The 18,249-nt window shown below is 71.3% G+C and carries 14 protein-coding genes; 10 read left to right on the plus strand and 4 right to left on the minus strand.

The window, feature by feature from the left end:
* Nucleotides 1–24 precede the first annotated feature (24 nt).
* Together ACWG52_RS10360 and ACWG52_RS10365 are read left to right on the plus strand one after the other, a co-directional pair.
* Nucleotides 25–1,035 (plus strand): LysR family transcriptional regulator, encoded by a 1,011-nt coding sequence (locus ACWG52_RS10360; RefSeq protein ID WP_453128528.1) that lies wholly within the window; start codon nt 25–27, stop codon nt 1,033–1,035.
* A 32-nt stretch (nt 1,036–1,067) separates the two neighbouring features.
* Nucleotides 1,068–2,063 carry a TAXI family TRAP transporter solute-binding subunit gene (locus ACWG52_RS10365; RefSeq protein ID WP_453128530.1) on the plus strand — a complete coding sequence of 332 codons (996 nt, stop codon included), beginning with the start codon at nt 1,068–1,070 and terminating at the stop codon, nt 2,061–2,063.
* 56 nt (nt 2,064–2,119) lie between these two features.
* On the opposite strand, the gene ACWG52_RS10370 is transcribed toward ACWG52_RS10365, so the two are convergent.
* On the minus strand, nt 2,120–3,196 hold the full coding sequence (locus ACWG52_RS10370; RefSeq protein ID WP_453129057.1) for an ROK family protein: 1,077 nt from the start codon (nt 3,194–3,196) through the stop codon (nt 2,120–2,122).
* A gap of 33 nt (nt 3,197–3,229) precedes the next feature.
* Entirely contained in the window at nt 3,230–4,396 is a 1,167-nt protein-coding gene (locus ACWG52_RS10375) for a LacI family DNA-binding transcriptional regulator (protein ID WP_389809892.1), read from the minus strand.
* A 460-nt stretch (nt 4,397–4,856) separates the two neighbouring features.
* Between ACWG52_RS10375 and ACWG52_RS10380 the strand changes: the two genes are divergently transcribed.
* Both ACWG52_RS10380 and ACWG52_RS10385 read left to right on the plus strand, forming a co-directional pair.
* Nucleotides 4,857–6,134: a glycoside hydrolase 5 family protein gene (locus tag ACWG52_RS10380; protein ID WP_390139699.1), complete on the plus strand. Its 1,278-nt coding sequence runs from the start codon at nt 4,857–4,859 to the stop codon at nt 6,132–6,134.
* Between the two features lie 93 nt (nt 6,135–6,227).
* On the plus strand, nt 6,228–8,408 hold the full coding sequence (locus ACWG52_RS10385; protein WP_390139697.1) for an endo-beta-N-acetylglucosaminidase: 2,181 nt from the start codon (nt 6,228–6,230) through the stop codon (nt 8,406–8,408).
* Nucleotides 8,409–8,447: 39 nt separating this feature from the next.
* On the opposite strand, the gene ACWG52_RS10390 is transcribed toward ACWG52_RS10385, so the two are convergent.
* Nucleotides 8,448–9,860 (minus strand): sensor histidine kinase, encoded by a 1,413-nt coding sequence (locus ACWG52_RS10390; protein WP_389809901.1) that lies wholly within the window; start codon nt 9,858–9,860, stop codon nt 8,448–8,450.
* A gap of 12 nt (nt 9,861–9,872) precedes the next feature.
* Complete coding sequence (locus tag ACWG52_RS10395; RefSeq protein WP_033217394.1) at nt 9,873–10,589, minus strand: response regulator transcription factor; 717 nt, start codon at nt 10,587–10,589, stop codon at nt 9,873–9,875.
* A gap of 299 nt (nt 10,590–10,888) precedes the next feature.
* Here ACWG52_RS10395 and ACWG52_RS10400 point away from each other — a divergent pair, with 299 nt between their 5' ends.
* The 6 genes from ACWG52_RS10400 to ACWG52_RS10425 all read left to right on the plus strand — a co-directional run bounded on the left by ACWG52_RS10400 (nt 10,889) and on the right by ACWG52_RS10425 (nt 18,186).
* Nucleotides 10,889–11,674, plus strand: coding sequence for an amino acid ABC transporter ATP-binding protein (locus ACWG52_RS10400; RefSeq protein WP_389809907.1), 786 nt, complete (start codon nt 10,889–10,891; stop codon nt 11,672–11,674).
* A gap of 117 nt (nt 11,675–11,791) precedes the next feature.
* Nucleotides 11,792–12,646, plus strand: coding sequence for a glutamate ABC transporter substrate-binding protein (locus tag ACWG52_RS10405; protein WP_390167453.1), 855 nt, complete (start codon nt 11,792–11,794; stop codon nt 12,644–12,646).
* 83 nt (nt 12,647–12,729) lie between these two features.
* A complete protein-coding gene (locus ACWG52_RS10410) occupies nt 12,730–13,404 on the plus strand; it encodes an amino acid ABC transporter permease (protein WP_390139693.1) in 675 nt (224 codons plus the stop codon).
* Nucleotides 13,401–14,294, plus strand: coding sequence for an amino acid ABC transporter permease (locus ACWG52_RS10415; protein WP_390139691.1), 894 nt, complete (start codon nt 13,401–13,403; stop codon nt 14,292–14,294). The genes ACWG52_RS10410 and ACWG52_RS10415 overlap by 4 nt, the downstream gene beginning before the upstream one ends.
* Nucleotides 14,295–16,465: 2,171 nt before the next feature.
* A complete protein-coding gene (locus tag ACWG52_RS10420) occupies nt 16,466–18,067 on the plus strand; it encodes an FAD-dependent monooxygenase (protein ID WP_389817893.1) in 1,602 nt (533 codons plus the stop codon).
* Nucleotides 18,068–18,099: 32 nt separating this feature from the next.
* Nucleotides 18,100–18,186 carry a putative leader peptide gene (locus tag ACWG52_RS10425; RefSeq protein WP_311318651.1) on the plus strand — a complete coding sequence of 29 codons (87 nt, stop codon included), beginning with the start codon at nt 18,100–18,102 and terminating at the stop codon, nt 18,184–18,186.
* Nucleotides 18,187–18,249: the final 63 nt, after the last annotated feature.

The following is an 18,249-nucleotide window of genomic DNA, read 5'->3' on the forward strand; positions in this document are numbered from 1 at the left end:
TTCTACGATCTAGAATCCGCGGTTATGGAACTGGCTCAGCTGCGCTATTTCGTGGCCGTGGTGGAAGAGGGCGGCTTCACCCGGGCCGGGGCGCGGCTGCACGTGTCGCAGCCCGGGGTGAGCGCACAGGTCGCGCAGCTGGAGCGCGAGCTCGGGCAGCGGCTGCTCGACCGGTCCGGGCGGCGGGTGACCCCCACGGAGGCGGGCCGGGCGGTGCTCTCGTACGCGCGGGCCGCGCTGGCGGCGGTGGAGGGCGTGCGGCGGACGGCCGAGGAGTTCTCCGGCCTGCTGCGCGGGCGGGTGGCCCTCGGGCTGATCCCGGGGGCGGCCTCGGCGGCGGTGGACGGGTTGGACGTGGTGGAGGTGCTCGGGGCCTTCCACGACGAGCACCCCGGGGTGGAGATCGCGCTGTCCGAGGACACCTCGGAGCGGATGTCGGCCGCGCTGCTGCGCGGGGAGCTGGACCTGGCGGTGGTCGGTCTCGCGGGAGAGCCGCCGCCGGGCGTCTCCTGCCAGGTGCTTCTCGACGAACCCCTGGTCGCGGCGGTGCGGGCGGACGACCCGCTGGGGGCGGCCGCGGTGGACGGCGAGATCCCGCTGGCCGCCCTGCGCGGGCGGGCCCTGATCAGCCTGCCGCGCGGGACCGGGCTGCGCGGGGTGCTGGAGCGGGCGTGCGCGCAGGCCGGTTTCGCCCCGCGGGTGGACTTCGAGGCGGCGGCGCCCGCCGTGCTGGTCCGGCTGGCCGCGCGGGGCCTGGGGGTGGCGGTGGTGCCGTCCGGTGCCGAGTCGGGAGCGGGCACAGGGGCCGACGTCGGTGCGGGCCCGGCCTCCGGCAGCTCGACGGGTGCCGGCACCGGAACAACCGGCGGCCTCGGCACCGGCACCGGCACCGGACTGTGCGCGCTGCGGATCACCGAGCCCGGGCTGACCGGGCGGGTCGCACTGGCCTGGCGCACGGACGGACCGCCCGGACCGGCCGCGCACACCCTGCTGGGAAGGCTCCGCGCGCAGGCCCCCGGAAGACCCGCGCCGTGACAGGACGGCGGACGGGTGGCAGGATCGCGGCCATGCCTCTCGTACCGCCCCGGATCAGCAGGCGCCACGCCCTGCGGGTCCTGGTGGCCGTACTCGCCGTGCTCGGAGTCCTGACCTGGTGGCTGAAGCCCTTCGGGCACCCGGAACCGCAGGGCGAGCTGACCTTCAGCACGGGCGCGCGGGCCGGGGTCTACCACCGCTACGGGGAACTGCTGGAGCAGGCGCTCAAGCGGGACATGCCCGGCGTCGACGTACGGCTGGAGACCAGCGAGGGCTCGCAGGAGAACCTGAAGCGGCTGGCCACCGGCGAGGCGGACTTCACGGTGGCGACGGCGGACGCGGTCGCCAAGTTCCAGCTCGACCAGAAGGCCGGCGCGGACCGACTGCGCGGGGTCGCGCGGCTCTACGACGACTACGTGCAGCTGGTGGTCCCGGCCGACTCCCCGGTCCAGTCGGCCCGTGACCTGCGCGGCAAGCGGGTGGCGATCGGTCAGCCGGGGTCCGGGGTGCGGCTGGTCTCGGAGCGGCTGCTGAGGGCCGCCAAGATCGACCCGGTGCTGGACGTCACCTCGGTGTCCATCGGCATCGACAGCATGCCGAGCGAGCTGGAGGCCGGCCGGATCGACGCGTTCTTCTGGTCGGGCGGGCTGCCGACGAACGCCGTGCGGGAGCTGTCGGAGCGCTTCGACATCCGGCTCGTGCAACTCGGTGACCTGGTGGAACAGCTCCAGGAGAGCGGATCCCCGGCGCGTTACTACCGGACGGCCGTGATGCCGCAGGACACCTACGCGCGGGCGCGCAACACCAGCGCCGTGTCGACGCTGGCCGTACCGAACCTGCTGGTGACCATGGCCGGGACCGACCCCCAGCTCACCGAGCAGCTGACGCGGACGGTGATCCTCAGTCGCGACCCCGTCGGGCGTGAGGTGCATGCGGCGCAGCTCGTGGACCTACGGACGGCGATCTACACCGACCCCGTGGATCTGCACGAGGGCGCCCGCCGGTACTACCGGTCCGTCAAGCCCTGACCCGGCGAGCCCGGGGGTCACGACGACCTTCGGGTTCCCGGGGTTCCCGACCGGGTTCACGACGCGGACGGCTGTGACGACGGTGAAGGCAGCAGCATGCTCGCCGCCGCGGCCGCGCCGATCAGTCCCGCATGGGTGCCCAGCATCGCCGGCACCACCTGGATGTCCTTGACGAACGAGAGCGTGGCGTAGGCCGCGAGGTGGCTGCGGATCGGGGCGAACAGGGTGTCGCCGGCGGCTGCCACTCCGCCGCCGATGACCGCGATGTCCGTCTCCACCAGGGTCGCGGTGGCCGCGATGGCGGCGGCCAGGGCCCGGCCCGCCCGATCGAAGGCGGCCAAGGCGATCGGATCGCCCTCGGCAGCGGCGGCGGCCACCCCGGCCGCCGTGGCATCCCGCCCACCGTTCGCGCCACCCGCGCCTCCCGCACCGTTCCCTCCCCCGTCGCTGGCCGCGCCCGCTCCGCCGGCCGACGGGGTCCAGCCCTGCTCACGGGCCCAGCGGGCGATCGCCGTACCCGAGGCGATCGACTCGACGCAGCCGTGGCCACCGCAGACGCACGGTTCGCCGTCGAAGGCCACACTGATGTGGCCGATGTGTCCCGCGTTGCCCGTGGGGCCGGGGTGGAGCTGGTTGTTCAGGATCAGGCCGCCGCCCACGCCGGTGGAGACCACCATGCACAGCGCGTTCGCGTGGCCCCGGGCCGCGCCCAGCCAGTGCTCGGCGGCGGTCATCGCCACCCCGTCACCGGCCAGCACCGTCGGCAGGTCGGCCCCGTGCGCCGCGAGTTCCGCCGCGATCCGTTCCTGGACCGGGAAGTCCCGCCAGGCTCCGATGTTGACCGGGCTGACCGTGCCCCGGGAGGTGTCCACCGGCCCGGCGCTGCCGATCCCGCAGCGCTGCGCCGAGGCCCACAGCGGCGACGTGGAGAGATCGGCGACGACCTCGGCGACCGCCGCCATGACACCGTCGGCGTCCACCCCGCGCGGGGTCGGGCGGCGGGTGGTGGCCGTCATCGTGCCGTCGGGGTGAACCAGCGCACCGGCGATCTTCGTGCCGCCGATGTCGATCGCCACGGTCGGCCCGGAGGCCTCCGCGGCTGCCCGCGGTGCGGAGAACGGGACGCTGGGAATGATCACGGTGGCGGCTCCAGGAAGGTTTCAGGGTTAAGTATGCGCCGGGGGCGGCGCCGTGCTCTCGCGCGGCTCCAGCCGGGGCCGCTCGCTGATCCGCACCCCCGGCGGGTCGCCCGCGAGGACGGCCAGGAGTTCGCCGGCGGCCAGCCGTCCGAAGCCGGCGGTGTCCCGTACGAGAGCGGTGAGTCGGGGATGGGTGACCCGGCAGAGCGCGGAGTCGTCCCAGGCCACGATCGACAGCCTGCCCGGGACGGGGATGCCCAGCTCGGCGGCGACCGCGCTCCCGGCGACGGCCATCACGTCGTTGTCGTAGACGAGGGCCGTGGGCGGCTCCGGCTCGGCGAGGACCCGGCGGGTGGCCGCCGCGCCCTCGGTGTCGGAGTAGTCGGTGAACACCGAGCGCACCTGGTCCGGGCCGAGCCCGCGACGCGCGGCCTCGGACCGCAGGGACTCCATCCGGCGGACGGTGTGGGCGAGGCCGGGGAGCCCGGCGACGTGCACGATCCGGCGGTGGCCGAGCCCGTGGAGGTGCTCCAGGACCTGGGCCATGGCACCGGCGTCGTCGGCCCGGACCGAGGACAGGACCGAGGACGGGACCGCGGACGGGACCGCGGGTGTGGCCGCAGGTCGGGCTGCAGGTCGAGCTGTGGGCGCGGCCAAGGGTCCGGCCGCGGGTGTGGCCCCGGCAGCGGCCGGATCGGTCCCGCCCCCACCCTCACCCTCCTGGGGCAGGGCCTCGCCGATGGTGACCGCGGGCAGCCCCAGTGCCTCCAGGAGCGCCGGTCGCGGGTCGCTCGTCCGCGGGTCGACGACGAGGACACCGTCGACCCGGCGCTCGGCCCACCAGCGGCGGTAGACCGCGCACTCGGCGTCGATGTCCTCGACGACCTGGAAGAGCAGGGCGGTCCGGGCGGCGGCCAGGACCTCCTGGATGCCGGAGACGAGTTGGAGGAAGAAGGACTCGACGCCGAGCGTGTGGGCGGGCCGGGCGAGGACCAGGCCGACGGCTCCGGAACGTTCGCCGGACAGGGCCCGGGCCGCGCTGTTGGGCTGCCAGCCGAGCTCCTCGGCGACGCGGCGGATCCGGGCCCTGGTGTCCTGCGAGACGCCCGGCCGACCGTTGAGCGCGAAGGAGACGGCGCTCTCCGAGACGCCGGCCTGCCGGGCTATGTCCTTGATCGTGGGTCTGCGGGCCATGGACTGCCTCATTCGTCCTTCGGGTGCGCTCACACGTGGCGGAAAGCTGATGGCGGAATACGGATGTCGACGGCCGGACCGTACGCGATCCTGCCCCGCCAGGACGCTTTTATGACGATCCATGATCCGCCACGCCCACGGAGCTTCGCGCGCCGCCGGCCCGGCCGACCGCCGGTGGTGTCCGCGGACGGGACGCGCGGGCGCCGGAGCGGTGGTCGAGGTGACCGAAATACCGCTGTCCATTTCCGCCCGCCCCCACGCCGTCAGGCACAACTAAAGCGCATTAGTTTCCTCAGGGTCTTCGGCACACAACCCGTGTGTCAACTGGACTGAAGCGCATAAGTACACGGGCGCGGGACGACCGGTCGCCCTGTTGACTTTCCTCATCCGCACCGGCAGGTTGTGGCGCATCCGGTGAATTCGTCGAGTACGCGCGTACTCCAGAACTCCAGGACGCCCCGTGCCCGATGACGTGCTCCGCTTCGGCGCCAACTACACGCCGTCCCGCGGCTGGTTCCACCACTGGCTGGACTTCGATCTCGACGAGGTGCGGGCCGACCTCGACTCGATCGCGGCACTCGGGCTGGACCACATCCGCGTCTTCCCCCTGTGGCCGCTCTTCCAGCCGAACCGGACGCTGATCCGGCCGCGCGCGGTCGAGCAGCTCGTCGCCCTCGCCGACGCGGCCGCCGAGCGCGGGCTCGACGTCAACGTGGACGGCCTGCAAGGGCACTTGTCGAGCTTCGACTTCCTGCCCGCCTGGACCCGGACCTGGCACCGGCGCAGCATCTTCACCGACCCGGACGTGGTCGCCGCGCAGCAGGAGTACCTGCGCACGCTGGCCGCGGCCCTCGCCGACCGGCCGAACTTCCTGGGCATGACGGTCGGCAACGAGATCAACCAGTTCTCCGGCGCCCCGCACCCCGACCCGGACCGGATCACCCCGGACCAGGCCGGCCACTGGCTGGAGCGGATGCTCGCCGCCTGCGAGGAGGGCGCGCCGGGGCGGCTGCACCTGCACGCCGAGTACGACGCCGCCTGGTACCAGGACGGGCACCCCTTCACCGCGGCCCAGGCGGCCCGGCTGGGCCGGGTCACCGCCGTGCACTCCTGGGTGTTCAACGGCACCGCGCAGCGCCACGGCCGGAGCGGGACGGCGACCGAGCAGCATGCCGCGTACCTGATCGAGCTCTCCAAGGCCTGGGCGCTGGACCCGCACCGCCCGGTGTGGCTCCAGGAGGTCGGCGCCCCGGCGCCGCTGATCCCGCCGGAGCACGCGGCGCGCTTCACCGAGGCCACCGTCGCGAACGCCCTGGACTGCCCGGACCTGTGGGGCGTGACCTGGTGGTGCTCGCACGACGTGTCCCGGGAGCTCGCGGACTTCCCGGAGTTGGAGTACGGCCTCGGCCTGCTCACCAACGACCGCCGGACCAAACCGGCCGGCGCCGCCATCGCCCGGATCGCCGCGCGGTGGCGGGGACGTGCGCACCGCCCGGCCCCGCGGTCCACCGCGCTCGTCGTGGACATCGGCGGGGACGGGGGCGAGGTCGTCGGTGGGGCCGCGCGGGCTCCGGGGCGTTCGGTGTGCGCCCCGGGCGGGGCCTTCTTCGAGGCGTGGGCCTCGCTGACGGCCCAGGGGGTCCGCCCCGCGGTGGTCCTCGCGGAGCGCGCCTCGGATCCCGCCCACCTGGCCGCGCGCGGCATCACCGAGGTGCTGCGCGTCCACGACGTGACCTGACCCGACCTGACTCCCGGCCCGGCCTGATCCGCCCCACCGCACCTCGCCCGGCCCCGCCCCACCCCGCCCCGATCCCCTCGTGAGGAGCCCCGCATGCCCGAGACCGACAACGGCGTCGATCCGCGGACGCCGCCCGCCGCGATACGTCCGACCCGGCGCAGGGTGCTGGCCACCGGGGCCGGGGCCGCCGCGGTGCTGGGACTGGCGGGCCGCGCCCGGGCCGCCACCGCGCCCCCGCCCTTACCGGAGGGGACGCCCGCCCTCGGAGCACCGGGCCGGGCCCCGGGCCAGGCCTCCGCCCCGGCCGACCTGGCCCCGTACGCCTCGTACTGGTTCCCGGACTCCCTCCCCTCGGGGAACCCCGGCCCCGGGATCGTGTGGCGCTCGCTCAGCCGGTGGACCCCCGAGAGCGACCCCGATCTGGCCCACAACACCTCGACCGTGCCCCTGGCGCGGCGGTTCACCCCGGTCCCGGCGAACCGGACCGCCCGCGCCGGCCAGGCCCGTATCGCCTCCCTGGTCTCCTTCGGGCCCACCGCCGGGAACCCGTCGCAGGGCTCCCCGACCGCCGACCACTACGCGCTCACGCACTGGGCGTACATCGACGAGCTGGTCTTCTGGGGCGGGTCCGCCGGCGAGGGCATCGTGCTCGCGCCCAACGCGCCCGTGGTCGACGCCGCGCACCGCAACGGGGTCCGGGTGCTGGGCAACGTGTTCCTGCCGCCCGTCGCCTACGGCGGCGACCTCCGGTGGACCCATGACCTCGTGCGGCGGGATTCCCTCGGCCGCTTCCCGATCGCCGACAAGCTCGTCGAGGTGGCGCGGACGTACGGCTTCGACGGCTGGTTCGTGAACGCCGAGACCGACGGCGGGGACAGCGCGCTGGCCACCCGGATGCGGGAGTTCCTGCGCGCCCTGCGGGCCGGTGGCGAGCCCCACGGCCTGCGCATCACCTGGTACGACGCCATGAACAGCACCGGCCGGGTGGGCTGGCAGGGCGCCCTCAACGCGCTCAACCAGGAGTTCTTCGAGGACCGGGCCGGGAAGGTCGCGGACACGATGTTCGTGGACTTCCGCTGGACCCCGCAGACCCTGGCCGCCTCGGGCGCGCTCGCCGACCGTCTCGGCCGCTCCCGCCACGAGCTGTGGGCCGCCGTGGACACCGAGTCCCGCGGCTGGGACTCCGTCGTGGACTGGGACGCGATCGTCCCGCGCGAGCGCGATCACGTCGTCGGCTTCGGCTTCTACCGGCCCGAGTGGACCCGTAACCACCTCACCGACCGCTCCCCCGGGGCCTTCCACCGCGCCGACGACCGGTTCTGGACGGGCGAGTCCCTGGACCCGTCGCGGCCCGCGCCCGCACCCGCTTCCGGCTGGCGGGCTCCCGCCACGGTCGTCGCCGACCGGTCCACCGTCACCGCTCTGCCCTTCGCCTGCTCCTTCAACACCGGGCACGGACTGCGCTGGTTCGACGGCGGCAGGGTCGTCTCGGACGTCCCCTGGAACCACCTCGGGCTCCAGGACCGGCTCCCGGGCCGCCGCTGGGCGGTGGACACCGCCGGGGCGCGGCCCTCGGTCACCCTGGACTTCGCGGACGCCTGGCGCGGCGGCTCCAGCCTGCTGGTGGAGGGGGTCCCCACCGCGCCGGTGATCATCGGACTGCATGCGACGCGGCTGCCGTTGACCCGCGGGGCGGTCCTGGAAGTGGTGCACGCCACCGGGTCGTCGGAGCCGGTCACGGTGGAGGTCGGCGTGGCCGTCCGCGAGCCGTCCGGTCCCGGCGAGCCGGTCCCGTACACGTGGGTGCCGGCCCGGACCCGGGACAGCGGGCAGGGCTGGCGCACGACGCGGGCCGGGCTCACGGCTCTGGCGGGCAGGACCGCGTACGGCCTTGCGGTACGGATCACCGCGCCCGGGAGGAAGCCGGTGGTGTGGCGTATCGGCGCCCTGTCGGTGCACGACGGGACCCGCACCCGGCGCCCGGCCCCGCCCACGGCTCCGGTCGTGGACGCCTCGGCCCGACAGGACGACCGGGCCTGGCTGCGCCTGTCCTGGCGGGCGGCGGCCGGTCGGGGCGGGCGGCCGCGCCACCACGAGGTGTGGCGGGTCCTCCCGGACGGCACCCGGCGTTTCCTCGGCGGCACCTGTGGCACCGCCCTGTACCTGCCCGCCGTCCCGCGCGCCGGGCGGGAGCGGGCGGCGGCCTTCGAGGTCCGCGCCGTCGACGAGCTGTACGCGGTGTCGGAGCCGGCCCGCACCACCCTCGTCTGGTAGCGGCAGCCTGCCGAAGGGGGCCGAGGCCGAGGCTCGGGCTCAGGCGCCCTGGGGGTCGGTGCGCGGGACGGCCACCGTCACCCGCAGCCCGTGCGGCGGGTTCTTCTCGTAGGAGAGGGACCCGCCACCGGCGGCGAGCAGGGCCCGGGAGATCGACAGGCCGAGCCCGGAGCCCTTGATGTTCTGGTGGCGGCCGCTGCGCCAGAACCGGTCGCCGACGCGCAGCAACTCGTCCTCGGTGAGGCCGGGGCCGCGGTCGGCGACGACCACGCGGACGGAACGCCCCGCCGTGGAGACGGACACGTCGACCTCCTCGCCCGTGGGGGTGAATTTGAGGGCGTTGTCGATGACGGCGTCGAGGGCGCTGGACAGGGCGATGGGGTCGGCCCACCCGGTGATGGCGGTCCGGCCCGTCTCGGTGATCCGTACGCCCTTCTCCTCGGCGTACGGGCGCCACGCGGCGACCCGCTCGGCCGTCAGGGCGCCGATGTCGGTGAGGCTGATCTCGGCGGAGGCGTGCTCGGCCAGCGCCAGGTCCAGCAGGTCGTCCAGGACCTGGGTCAGGCGCTTGCCCTCGGTGCGCACGGAGGCGATCTCCTCGTTGCCCTCGGGCAGTTCGAGGGCGAGCAGTTCGATCCGCAGGAGCAGCGCCGCGAGCGGGTTGCGCAGTTGGTGGGAGGCGTCGGCGACGAACGCCCGCTGCTGTTCCAGGACCTCTTCGACGTTGTCGGCCATCTCGTTGAACGAGTGGGCCAGGCGTTGGAGTTCCGGGGGGCCACCGGCGGCCGCGACGCGCGAGTTCATCCGTCCGGTGGCGATGCCGTGGGCGGCCGCGTCCAGGGTCTGCACGGGCTTGAGCACCCAGCTGGTGAGCCTGAGGGCGGCGCCGAAGGCGACCAGCATGGCTGCGGCGAGGCCGCCCGCGATCAGCAGCCAGCCCCTCAGGACCCGGCCGCGCATCTCGTCGGTCGGGGATTCGGTGGCGACGACCGCGACCACGTCGCCGTCGAGGACGACCGGGGAGACGACGAGCAGTCTGCCGTCGGTCTGCCAGGGCCACACCTGCGGCGGATCGTGGCTGCGCCGGCCGGCCAGCGCGTCGAGAAGGGCCTTGCGGCCCTCTCGGGACTCCGGGAGCGTCCACCAGCTCGGGGACCGGACGAGGGCGTTGTCGTCGCGGAAGAAGATGCCGGCGCGGATGCCGTAGAGGGTCTGGTAGCGGGCGAGTTCCTTGCCCAGGGTGTCGCGGCGCTCGGCGGCGCCGGTGGATCCGGAGCCCTCGGCGTCGATGACGAACTGTGCGAGGGCGGCGAAGCGGGCGCTGTCGTCGATCCGGTCGACCACCACCCGCTGCTGCTGCCCGGCGGCCAGGCTCACGGCGAGCGGGAAACCGAGGGCCAGCAGCGTGCCCGCCATCAGGATGATGAGCAGAGGGAGCAGACGGGCACGCACGACGGAGGGCCCCTACGGGGCGGCCGGGGTGACGAGCCGGTAGCCCACCCCACGGACGGTCTCGATGAGGGCGGGCATGCGCAGCTTGGAGCGCAGCGAGGCGACGTGGACCTCCAGGGTGCGCCCGGTCCCCTCCCAGCTGGTGCGCCACACCTCGCTGATGATCTGCTCGCGGCGGAAGACGACTCCGGGCCGCTGCGCGAGCAGGGCCAGCAGGTCGAACTCCTTGCGGGTGAGGGGTACGTCGGCGCCGTCCACGCTGACCCGGCGGTTGGGCAGCTCGATGCTGACGGAGCCGAGGTGGACCGTGGTGGGCGTGCCGGAGCCGGGGGCGGCGGCCTCGTCGGCGGCTCCGGTACGCCGGGCGACGGCGTGGATACGGGCGAGGAGCTCGCCGGTGTCGTAGGGCTTGACCACGTAGTCGTCGGCGCCCATGTTCAGGCCGTGGATGCGGGAGCGTACGTCGGCCCGCGCCGTCACCATGATCACGGGCGTGGCGGTGCGCTTGCGGATCTTGCCGCACACCTCGTAGCCGTCCTGGTCGGGCAGACCGAGGTCGAGCAGGATCACGCCGTAGGGCTGGGGGCCGGTCGGCGTACCGGCGGGCAGGAGCGCCTGCAGGGCCTCTTCACCGTTGCGGGCGTGGGTGACCTGGAAGCCGTGCCGGGCGAGGATCGCGGACAGCGCTGCCGCGACATGGTCGTCGTCCTCGACGAGCAGCAGTCTCATACCGTCCCCCTCTCCTCTTCTCCCACTCGGATCTCACCACGCATGGTCACACGTGGGGCCGCACAGAGGGCCACCATGCATCCACGCCGATGCGGACTCCCACGTCAAGGGGGTCCCGCCCCGGCGCGCCTTCCGTTATGCACCCGGTACGCGGACATGATCGACCACGCGGGCACCGCGCACGGAGCGTATCCGGAAGAGGCCGGATCGTTATCCTCAATTCTCCCTCAGATGTGATGACGTTGTGCGCGTCACGTCACTACTGTCCTCCCAACCGAGGAGGACGGAGCAAGAAGCCGATGAGCGGAGTATCAGTGACCAAGGACGTGCAGGACGCGGCCGGTGCCGCAGACGACCTGGTCGTACTGAGCAACGTCAACAAGCACTTCGGCGCGCTGCACGTGCTTCAGGACATCGATCTGAGCATTGCCCGCGGTGAGGTAGTCGTGGTGATCGGTCCCTCGGGATCGGGCAAGTCCACGCTGTGCCGGACCATCAACCGCCTGGAGACCATCGACTCGGGCACGATCACGCTCGACGGCAAGGAACTGCCCTCCGAGGGCAAGGAACTGGCCCGGCTGCGCGCCGACGTCGGCATGGTCTTCCAGTCGTTCAACCTCTTCGCGCACAAGACGGTGCTGCAGAACGTCATGCTGGGCCAGCTCAAGGTCCGCAAGACCGACCAGGCCACGGCGCGCGAGAAGGCCCTGTCGCTGCTGGAGCGGGTGGGCGTCGGCACTCAGGCCGACAAGTACCCGGCGCAGCTCTCCGGCGGTCAGCAGCAGCGTGTGGCCATCGCCCGGGCGCTGGCCATGGAGCCGAAGGTGATGCTCTTCGACGAGCCGACCTCGGCCCTGGACCCGGAGATGATCAACGAGGTGCTGGAGGTCATGCAGCAGCTCGCCCGCGAGGGGATGACCATGGTGGTCGTCACGCACGAGATGGGCTTCGCCCGCTCGGCGGCCAACCGGGTCGTCTTCATGGCCGACGGCAAGATCGTCGAAGAGGCCACCCCCGAGCAGTTCTTCAGCAACCCGCGCAGTGACCGCGCCAAGGACTTCCTGTCGAAGATCCTGCACCACTGAGGTTCACGTCTGGTAGTCATCCGTATGCGGATCACCGCCGGATCGTTCCTGTCGGCCGCGCGTGCGCCGTAAGCGTCGCTCGTCGTTCAACAACGTCTCATCCGAGGGAAGTTCACCATGAAGATCTCCAAGGCCGCTGCGGCCGCGGCCGTCGCCGTCGCCCTTGCCCTGACCGCGACCGCGTGTGGCGGCGGCGACAAGGACGCCGCCAGTGACGGCGGTGCGTCCGGTGGCGCCAAGAAGGACAAGATCGTCATCGGCATCAAGTACGACCAGCCCGGTCTGGGTCTCAAGACCCCGGACGGCAAGTTCACCGGCTTCGACGTCGACGTCGCGACCTACGTCGCCAAGGAGCTCGGCTACCAGCCGGACCAGATCGAGTTCAAGCAGGCCGTCAGCGCCGAGCGCGAGAACCTGATCTCGAACGGCGACGTCAAGCTGGTCGTCGCTACTTACACGATCAACGACAAGCGCAAGGCGAAGGTCGACTTCGCAGGCCCGTACTTCCTGGCCCACCAGGACCTGCTGGTCCGCGCCGACGACGCCTCGATCACCAAGGCCGAGGACCTCAACAAGAAGAAGCTCTGCTCGGTCGCCGGATCCACCTCTGCACAGAACGTCAAGACCAAGCTGGCTCCCGAGGCGGACCTGCGCGAGTACCCGGGCTACTCCGAGTGCCTCACCGGCCTGGAGAACAAGGCCGTGGACGCGCTGACCACGGACGGCTCGATCCTCGCCGGCTACGCCGCGCAGGAGAAGAACAAGGGCAAGTTCAAGCTGGCCGGCCTGAAGCTCAGCGACGAGCCCTACGGCATCGGTCTGAAGAAGGGCGACAAGGACCTGCAGACCAAGGTCAACGCCGCGCTCAAGAAGATGGTCGAGGACGGTTCGTGGCAGAAGGCCGTGGACGCGAACCTCGGTCCCGCCAACTACAAGGCCGAGCCGGCCCCGCAGATCACCGAAGGCAGCTGATTCATCGGTGAGGCGTGCCGCTGCCCGCCTACCGCGGGCAGCGGCACGCCTCACCGGCCATCCTGGGGAGAGCGCAGGGCAACGTGTTCGACTTTCTTACTTCCGGGCAGTACGACGTGCTCGGAGCCTTCTGGGTGACGGTTCAGCTCACCCTCTACTCGGCGGTCGGGTCCCTGATCTGGGGCCTGATGCTGGCCGGGATGCGGGTCAGCCCGGTCCCGCTGATGCGGACCTTCGGCACGGCGTACGTGAACGTCGTACGAAACACTCCGCTGACCCTGCTGGTCCTCGGCTGTTCACTGGGTCTGGACCAGACCCTGGGCATCACGCTCGCGGGTGGGGACTCCAAGGAGATCGGTTTCCGGCTCGCCATCCTGGGCCTGATCGCCTATACCGGCACGTTCGTCTGTGAGGCGCTGCGCTCGGGCATCAACACTGTGCCCGTCGGCCAAGCCGAGGCCGCCCGTGCGCTGGGGCTGAGCTTCTTCCAGGTGCTCACCCTCATCGTGCTCCCCCAGGCCTTCCGGGCGGTCGTCGGACCGCTCACCAATGTGCTGATCGCCCTCACCAAGAACACCACGGTGGCGGCGACCATCGGCGTGGCCGAGGCGGCCTTGCTGATGAAGGAAATGTTGGAGAACGAGGCGGACGCGCTCTTCGCGGTCTTCGGGGTATTCGCCCTCGGCTTCGTCCTGCTTACCCTGCCCACCGGCCTGCTTCTGGGCTGGGTGGCCAAGCGAGTGGCGGTGAAGCGATGAGCTCCGTTCTGTACGACGAGCCCGGCCCCAAGGCCAAGCTCCGCAACTGGATCTACACCGGCGTCTTCGCAGTGCTGGTAGCGCTGGCCCTGTGGTGGATTCTGGACCGCATGGCCGAGAAGAACCAGCTCGAGGCCGACAAGTGGACCCCGTTCATCACCGACAGCCAGATCTGGACGACGTTCCTGCTGCCCGGCCTCGTCGAGACCCTCAAGGCAGGTCTGATCGCCATGGTGATCGCGCTGCCGCTGGGCGCGATCCTCGGTATCGCCCGGCTGTCCGACCACGCTTGGGTGCGTGTGCCGGTCGGCGCGGTCGTGGAGTTCTTCCGCGCGATCCCGGTCCTCATCCTGATGATCTTCAGCTCGGCGCTGTACGTCATGCTCGGAACCGTCAGCTCCGACCTGCGGCCTCTGTATGCCGTTGTCACGGGTCTCGTCCTGTACAACGCCTCAGTCATCGCTGAGATCGTCCGGGCCGGCATCCAGTCGCTGCCCCGCGGTCAGACCGACGCGGCAAAGGCGATCGGCATGCGCAAGGGTCAGACCATGATGTACGTCCTGGTCCCGCAGGCCGTCACGGCGATGCTGCCCGCGCTGGTCAGCCAGCTCGTTGTGATCCTCAAGGACACGGCGCTCGGTGGCGCCTTCCTGGGTTTCGCCGACTTGATGTCGATGAACCGGCAGATCTCCGCCAATTACAGCAACACGATCGCGACCATGGTCGTGATCGCCCTGATCTACATCGCGGTGAACTTCACCCTGACCACGCTGGCTTCCGCACTCGAGAAGCGGCTGCGTCAGTCGAAGAAGGGTACCGGCGCCGTCCTCGAAGGCGACGTGGCCGAGGTCGATGCAGGCGGCGCGGCTGGTGTGGGCAAGGCTCCCTGACCCAAGTGGCCGACGAGCAGGGCTTGAACTGCCACGTCGCGCAGAGGCAACACACCCGGGCACCAGGTAGCTGGCACTCGGCAATACATAGGCATGGCACGTGTGGTGCGGCGGATGACATCCGCCGCACCACACGCGTGCCCAGGGCCCCATCGCTTGACGCAGGCACTCCGATGAACTGCATATGTTCCGCCATCACGTACCGGACACCGGGGAGCCACTTCGTAGACTTGCCGATCGCCGTCGGCGCGGGGCCCTCGGGCTGCCTTCGCCTGGCCGCCCATGGCATGCCCTCCGCTGTGCACGACGAGGCCCCAGTCGGCTCGCTCCGTCGACCTGCAGTCCTATACCTCCACCACAGGCGAGCACCTGGGCTGCACAACGCTGCGGGACGGGTCCCGTACCAGGCGGCTCGATGCACCGTGCGGCGGGGCTGGGCCACCGACCGTCCTCAACACATTTCCTGCGCACGCGGACTGGGCGGGCCATCGTGAGCGCGTTGCCCGTCTGACGTCCAAGCGGCGCTGCCCACCATGAGTCGACTCGGTGCGATACTCAAGGACGCCTCATCGATTTCCCTTCTTTTTAAGCACCCCCTGCATGGCTGAGTTCCGGCCGGCATCGCGTGATCGACAGCGTCCACTCACACCTTCGCCTGGCGCAGCCGAACTCAGGACATAGATACAGAAGCATGGATGCCGCACATTCAAAGGTACGAGTCGACAACAGCCGCGCCGACGACCATATAGCCCTGAGATAAAGAGAGAGCCGATCGGACCCCTATCGGCTACTGCTTCCGTGATCAGTGGACGGATCGGCAGAGCGCAAACCGAATCACACTCACAGAGTGCCTACCCTCAGGAGCTGCAACGCGCCTGGCACCCCATCGGGAGGCCCGATGGGGTGCCAGGTTTACCTAACGCGCACGGGCTACCGACGCAAAGCGTGCAACGTGACGCCGGCGAGTGATTCGGCTAGTAGGACCTGGTCCAGACCGCGCCGCTCTTGACGAGAGTGAACGGCGGGCAGAAGGCGTACGATGCGTTACTGTCGCTCCAAGCCACCGCATCAACCGTAACGATCGGGTCGCCGTTCCACGGACGGCACACGGCGTGCGCCTTCCACCTTCCGCCATTACTGTTGCTACAGATGGCCGAAATACCATTACTTTCAGGGACTTTCCCCCAGGAGCAGCCATCCGGCCACCCTGTGGTGGCTGCAGTGGCCGTCCCTTGAAGTCCGAGGACTGCCATTGCCGCGGCGGCGGTCAATGCCGCAAACGCCTTCTTCATTTGACCAATCCCTTCTCGATTTACTTAGCCACACTCAGGTGTTGTTGCGAGGCGACGTCTCGATTCCGGCAGAGATTGCACGATAGGCGCCATTGCAGTACCCAATGGACGTCCCGAGCTGCTTCCACGGCCCGAACCACCACTCCACCTTCCCGGTCTCCTCGTCCTTACATATGGCGTTCACCCGATACGACCCGCCGTTATGGCTGTCACACCAGGCGACCGCCCCCCACTTTCCAGGACTCTCGTAGTGGCACCCGGTAGGGCGCGCCTGTGTGGCAGCCGACGCAGATGTAGCCGCACCGAGCGAAAAGACGCCGACCATGAGCAGGCCAACCGCCGGAGCAGCGACAGCGCGAAGGCGAATATCCTTCAGCAACCTTCTTCACCCTTCATCGATTGCAGATACTTGAAGCACCAACCATGCTGCAGGGGTCGAACCCGTACCCCCTTCATCCGCAGGGCGCGTTCCGCCCCCTGCGCATCAATCACAATTCCACGCCCGGTGAGGTCACGCAAGGAAATATCAATCCTTTGAGCTTCACCTGAGCATACAGAGAAATCGATGGATTGATTCCGGAATCTACGGCCGACAAGCACCGCTTATTTACGGCCATCAAATGCCTGAATACTGCGCAATCAACAAGTGAAAGGACTCTCGGGGCGCCAGTCCGGCTGATAATCAACGTTCTTTTGCAGCCACTGCTGTCCAGAGTTCGACCGATCGGGCACGCACCTCCTCTGGGTCGACCGAAAGCCCTACAGCGTTCGGACTTCTCGGCTCCGAGACCGCCCGGCCGACCAGGGTCACTTGACGCGGGCACCTACAGTGGGTTGCATACGTTCTGTGATCACATACCGGACATCGGGAGCCGTGCCATGGACCCGGTGATCGTCGTCGGCGCGGGCCCCGTCGGGCTGTCCCTCGCGCTCGCCCTCGCGGGTGCGGGCGTGCCCTCCGTCGTGCTCGACGAAGGGCCCGGCAAGGAGGAGGTCCGCCCGGCCCGCACCGTCGTGCTGCACGCCGAAACGGCGGCCATGGCACACCGACTGGGCTGTACGACGCTGCGCGACGAGGGAGCGTACTTCGCCGCCTGGCGCACCATGCGCCGGAGCCGGCCCGACCGGCGGATCACCTTCGAGGACCACCCGGCCCCCCTGCACCTGCCGCAGCACGCGCTCACGCGCGGACTGCGCGACGCCGCCGCGGCCCACCCTCTCGTCCAGCTGGTCACCGACAGCAAGGTGGACTCCCTGGAGCAGGACGGACGGGGCGTCACCGCGCACACCCGGGGCGCCGAGACCACCTGGTGGCGCGGGAGTTACCTGGTCGGCTGCGACGGCGCCCGCTCCACCGTGCGCAAGCTCCTCGGCATCCGCTTCCCCGGCCGCACCGCCGTGGAGCGGCACGCCGTGGCCGCGCTGCGCACCGAACTGCCGTGGCCCGGCGAGGCCTTGCTGCACCGAAGCCCGCCGCAGGAGGTCACCTCCCGGCCCCTGCCCGACGGGGTCTGGCGGCTGGACTGGCTGCTTCCGCCCCGCGGGGAGCTCGTGACTCCCGACGCGCTGGTGACCCTGATCCGCGACACCCTCGCGGTCTGGTGCGGCGGCACCACACCCCCGTACGACCTCATCGACACCGGGGTCCACACCCTGCACCACCGGCTCGCCCGGCGCTGGCGCGACGGGCGCGCCTTCCTCGCCGGAGACGCCGCCCACCTGCTGGGCGCGCTCGGAACCCAGGGCGTGGAGGAGGGGCTCCGAGACGCCGAGAACCTGGCGTGGAAGCTCTCCCTGGCCTGGCACCAAGGGGCCTCCGAGGCCCTGCTCGACAGCTACGAGGGCGAGCGGCGCACCGCGGTCGCCTCCCGGCTGCGCGCGGCCGACCAGGCGATGCCTTCTCTGCGGGCCGGGGGCGGCCTGCGCACCTACCTCCCCGGAGCCGCGCGCAGCGCCGAATCCCTGCTCACCGACGGCCACCTGGGGCGCGGACCGCTGGGCGCGGAGCCCACGTACGCCCCGCCGGTCGCCGTCCGGGAGGTGCCGACGGCCACGGAGCCGGGCGGCCCGGTGGCGAACGTCCCGGTGACCGCGCCCGACGGGGCGACCGTGCCCCTGCGGGACCTGCTCGGGCAGGGCCGGCTCCTGGTGGTCCTGGTGGCCCCCGGCACCGGGGTCTGGGACCGGCGCCACTGGCTCGGCGCCGGTCTGATGCCCCGCCTCGCGGCGGCGGTGAGCGCCCTCCCGGTCCGCACCGACCTGCTGGTCGCGGACAGCTATCCGGGGGCCCCGGCGCACACCGTGCTGCTGGTCCGGCCGGACGGGCACCTGGCGGCGACCTTCGCGGGAGTCCGCCCGGCGGAGCTGTACGAGGCGGCGGACACGGTCCGGGCGGGCGCACCCGCCTCCCGGGTGCCGACGCCCTCCAAGGCGACGCCTGCCGCCAAGTCGGCGCCGACACCGACCGTGGTGATCGATTGACCGTGTCCGGGACTCCGTGGTTCACTCGCGGAATGACCGGCAACGACGTACGCCTGTGGCGGAGGGTCCATATGGACCTGCTCCGCTACGCGGGCTGCGTGTGTCGCCCTTCCTGCTGATTCGCCCTTCCCTCCGCGCGCCCCGTGCCGTCCACCGGCCTGCGCGCATCTCCGCGAACCCAG

Source organism: Streptomyces sp. CLCI03, from assembly GCF_053615355.1.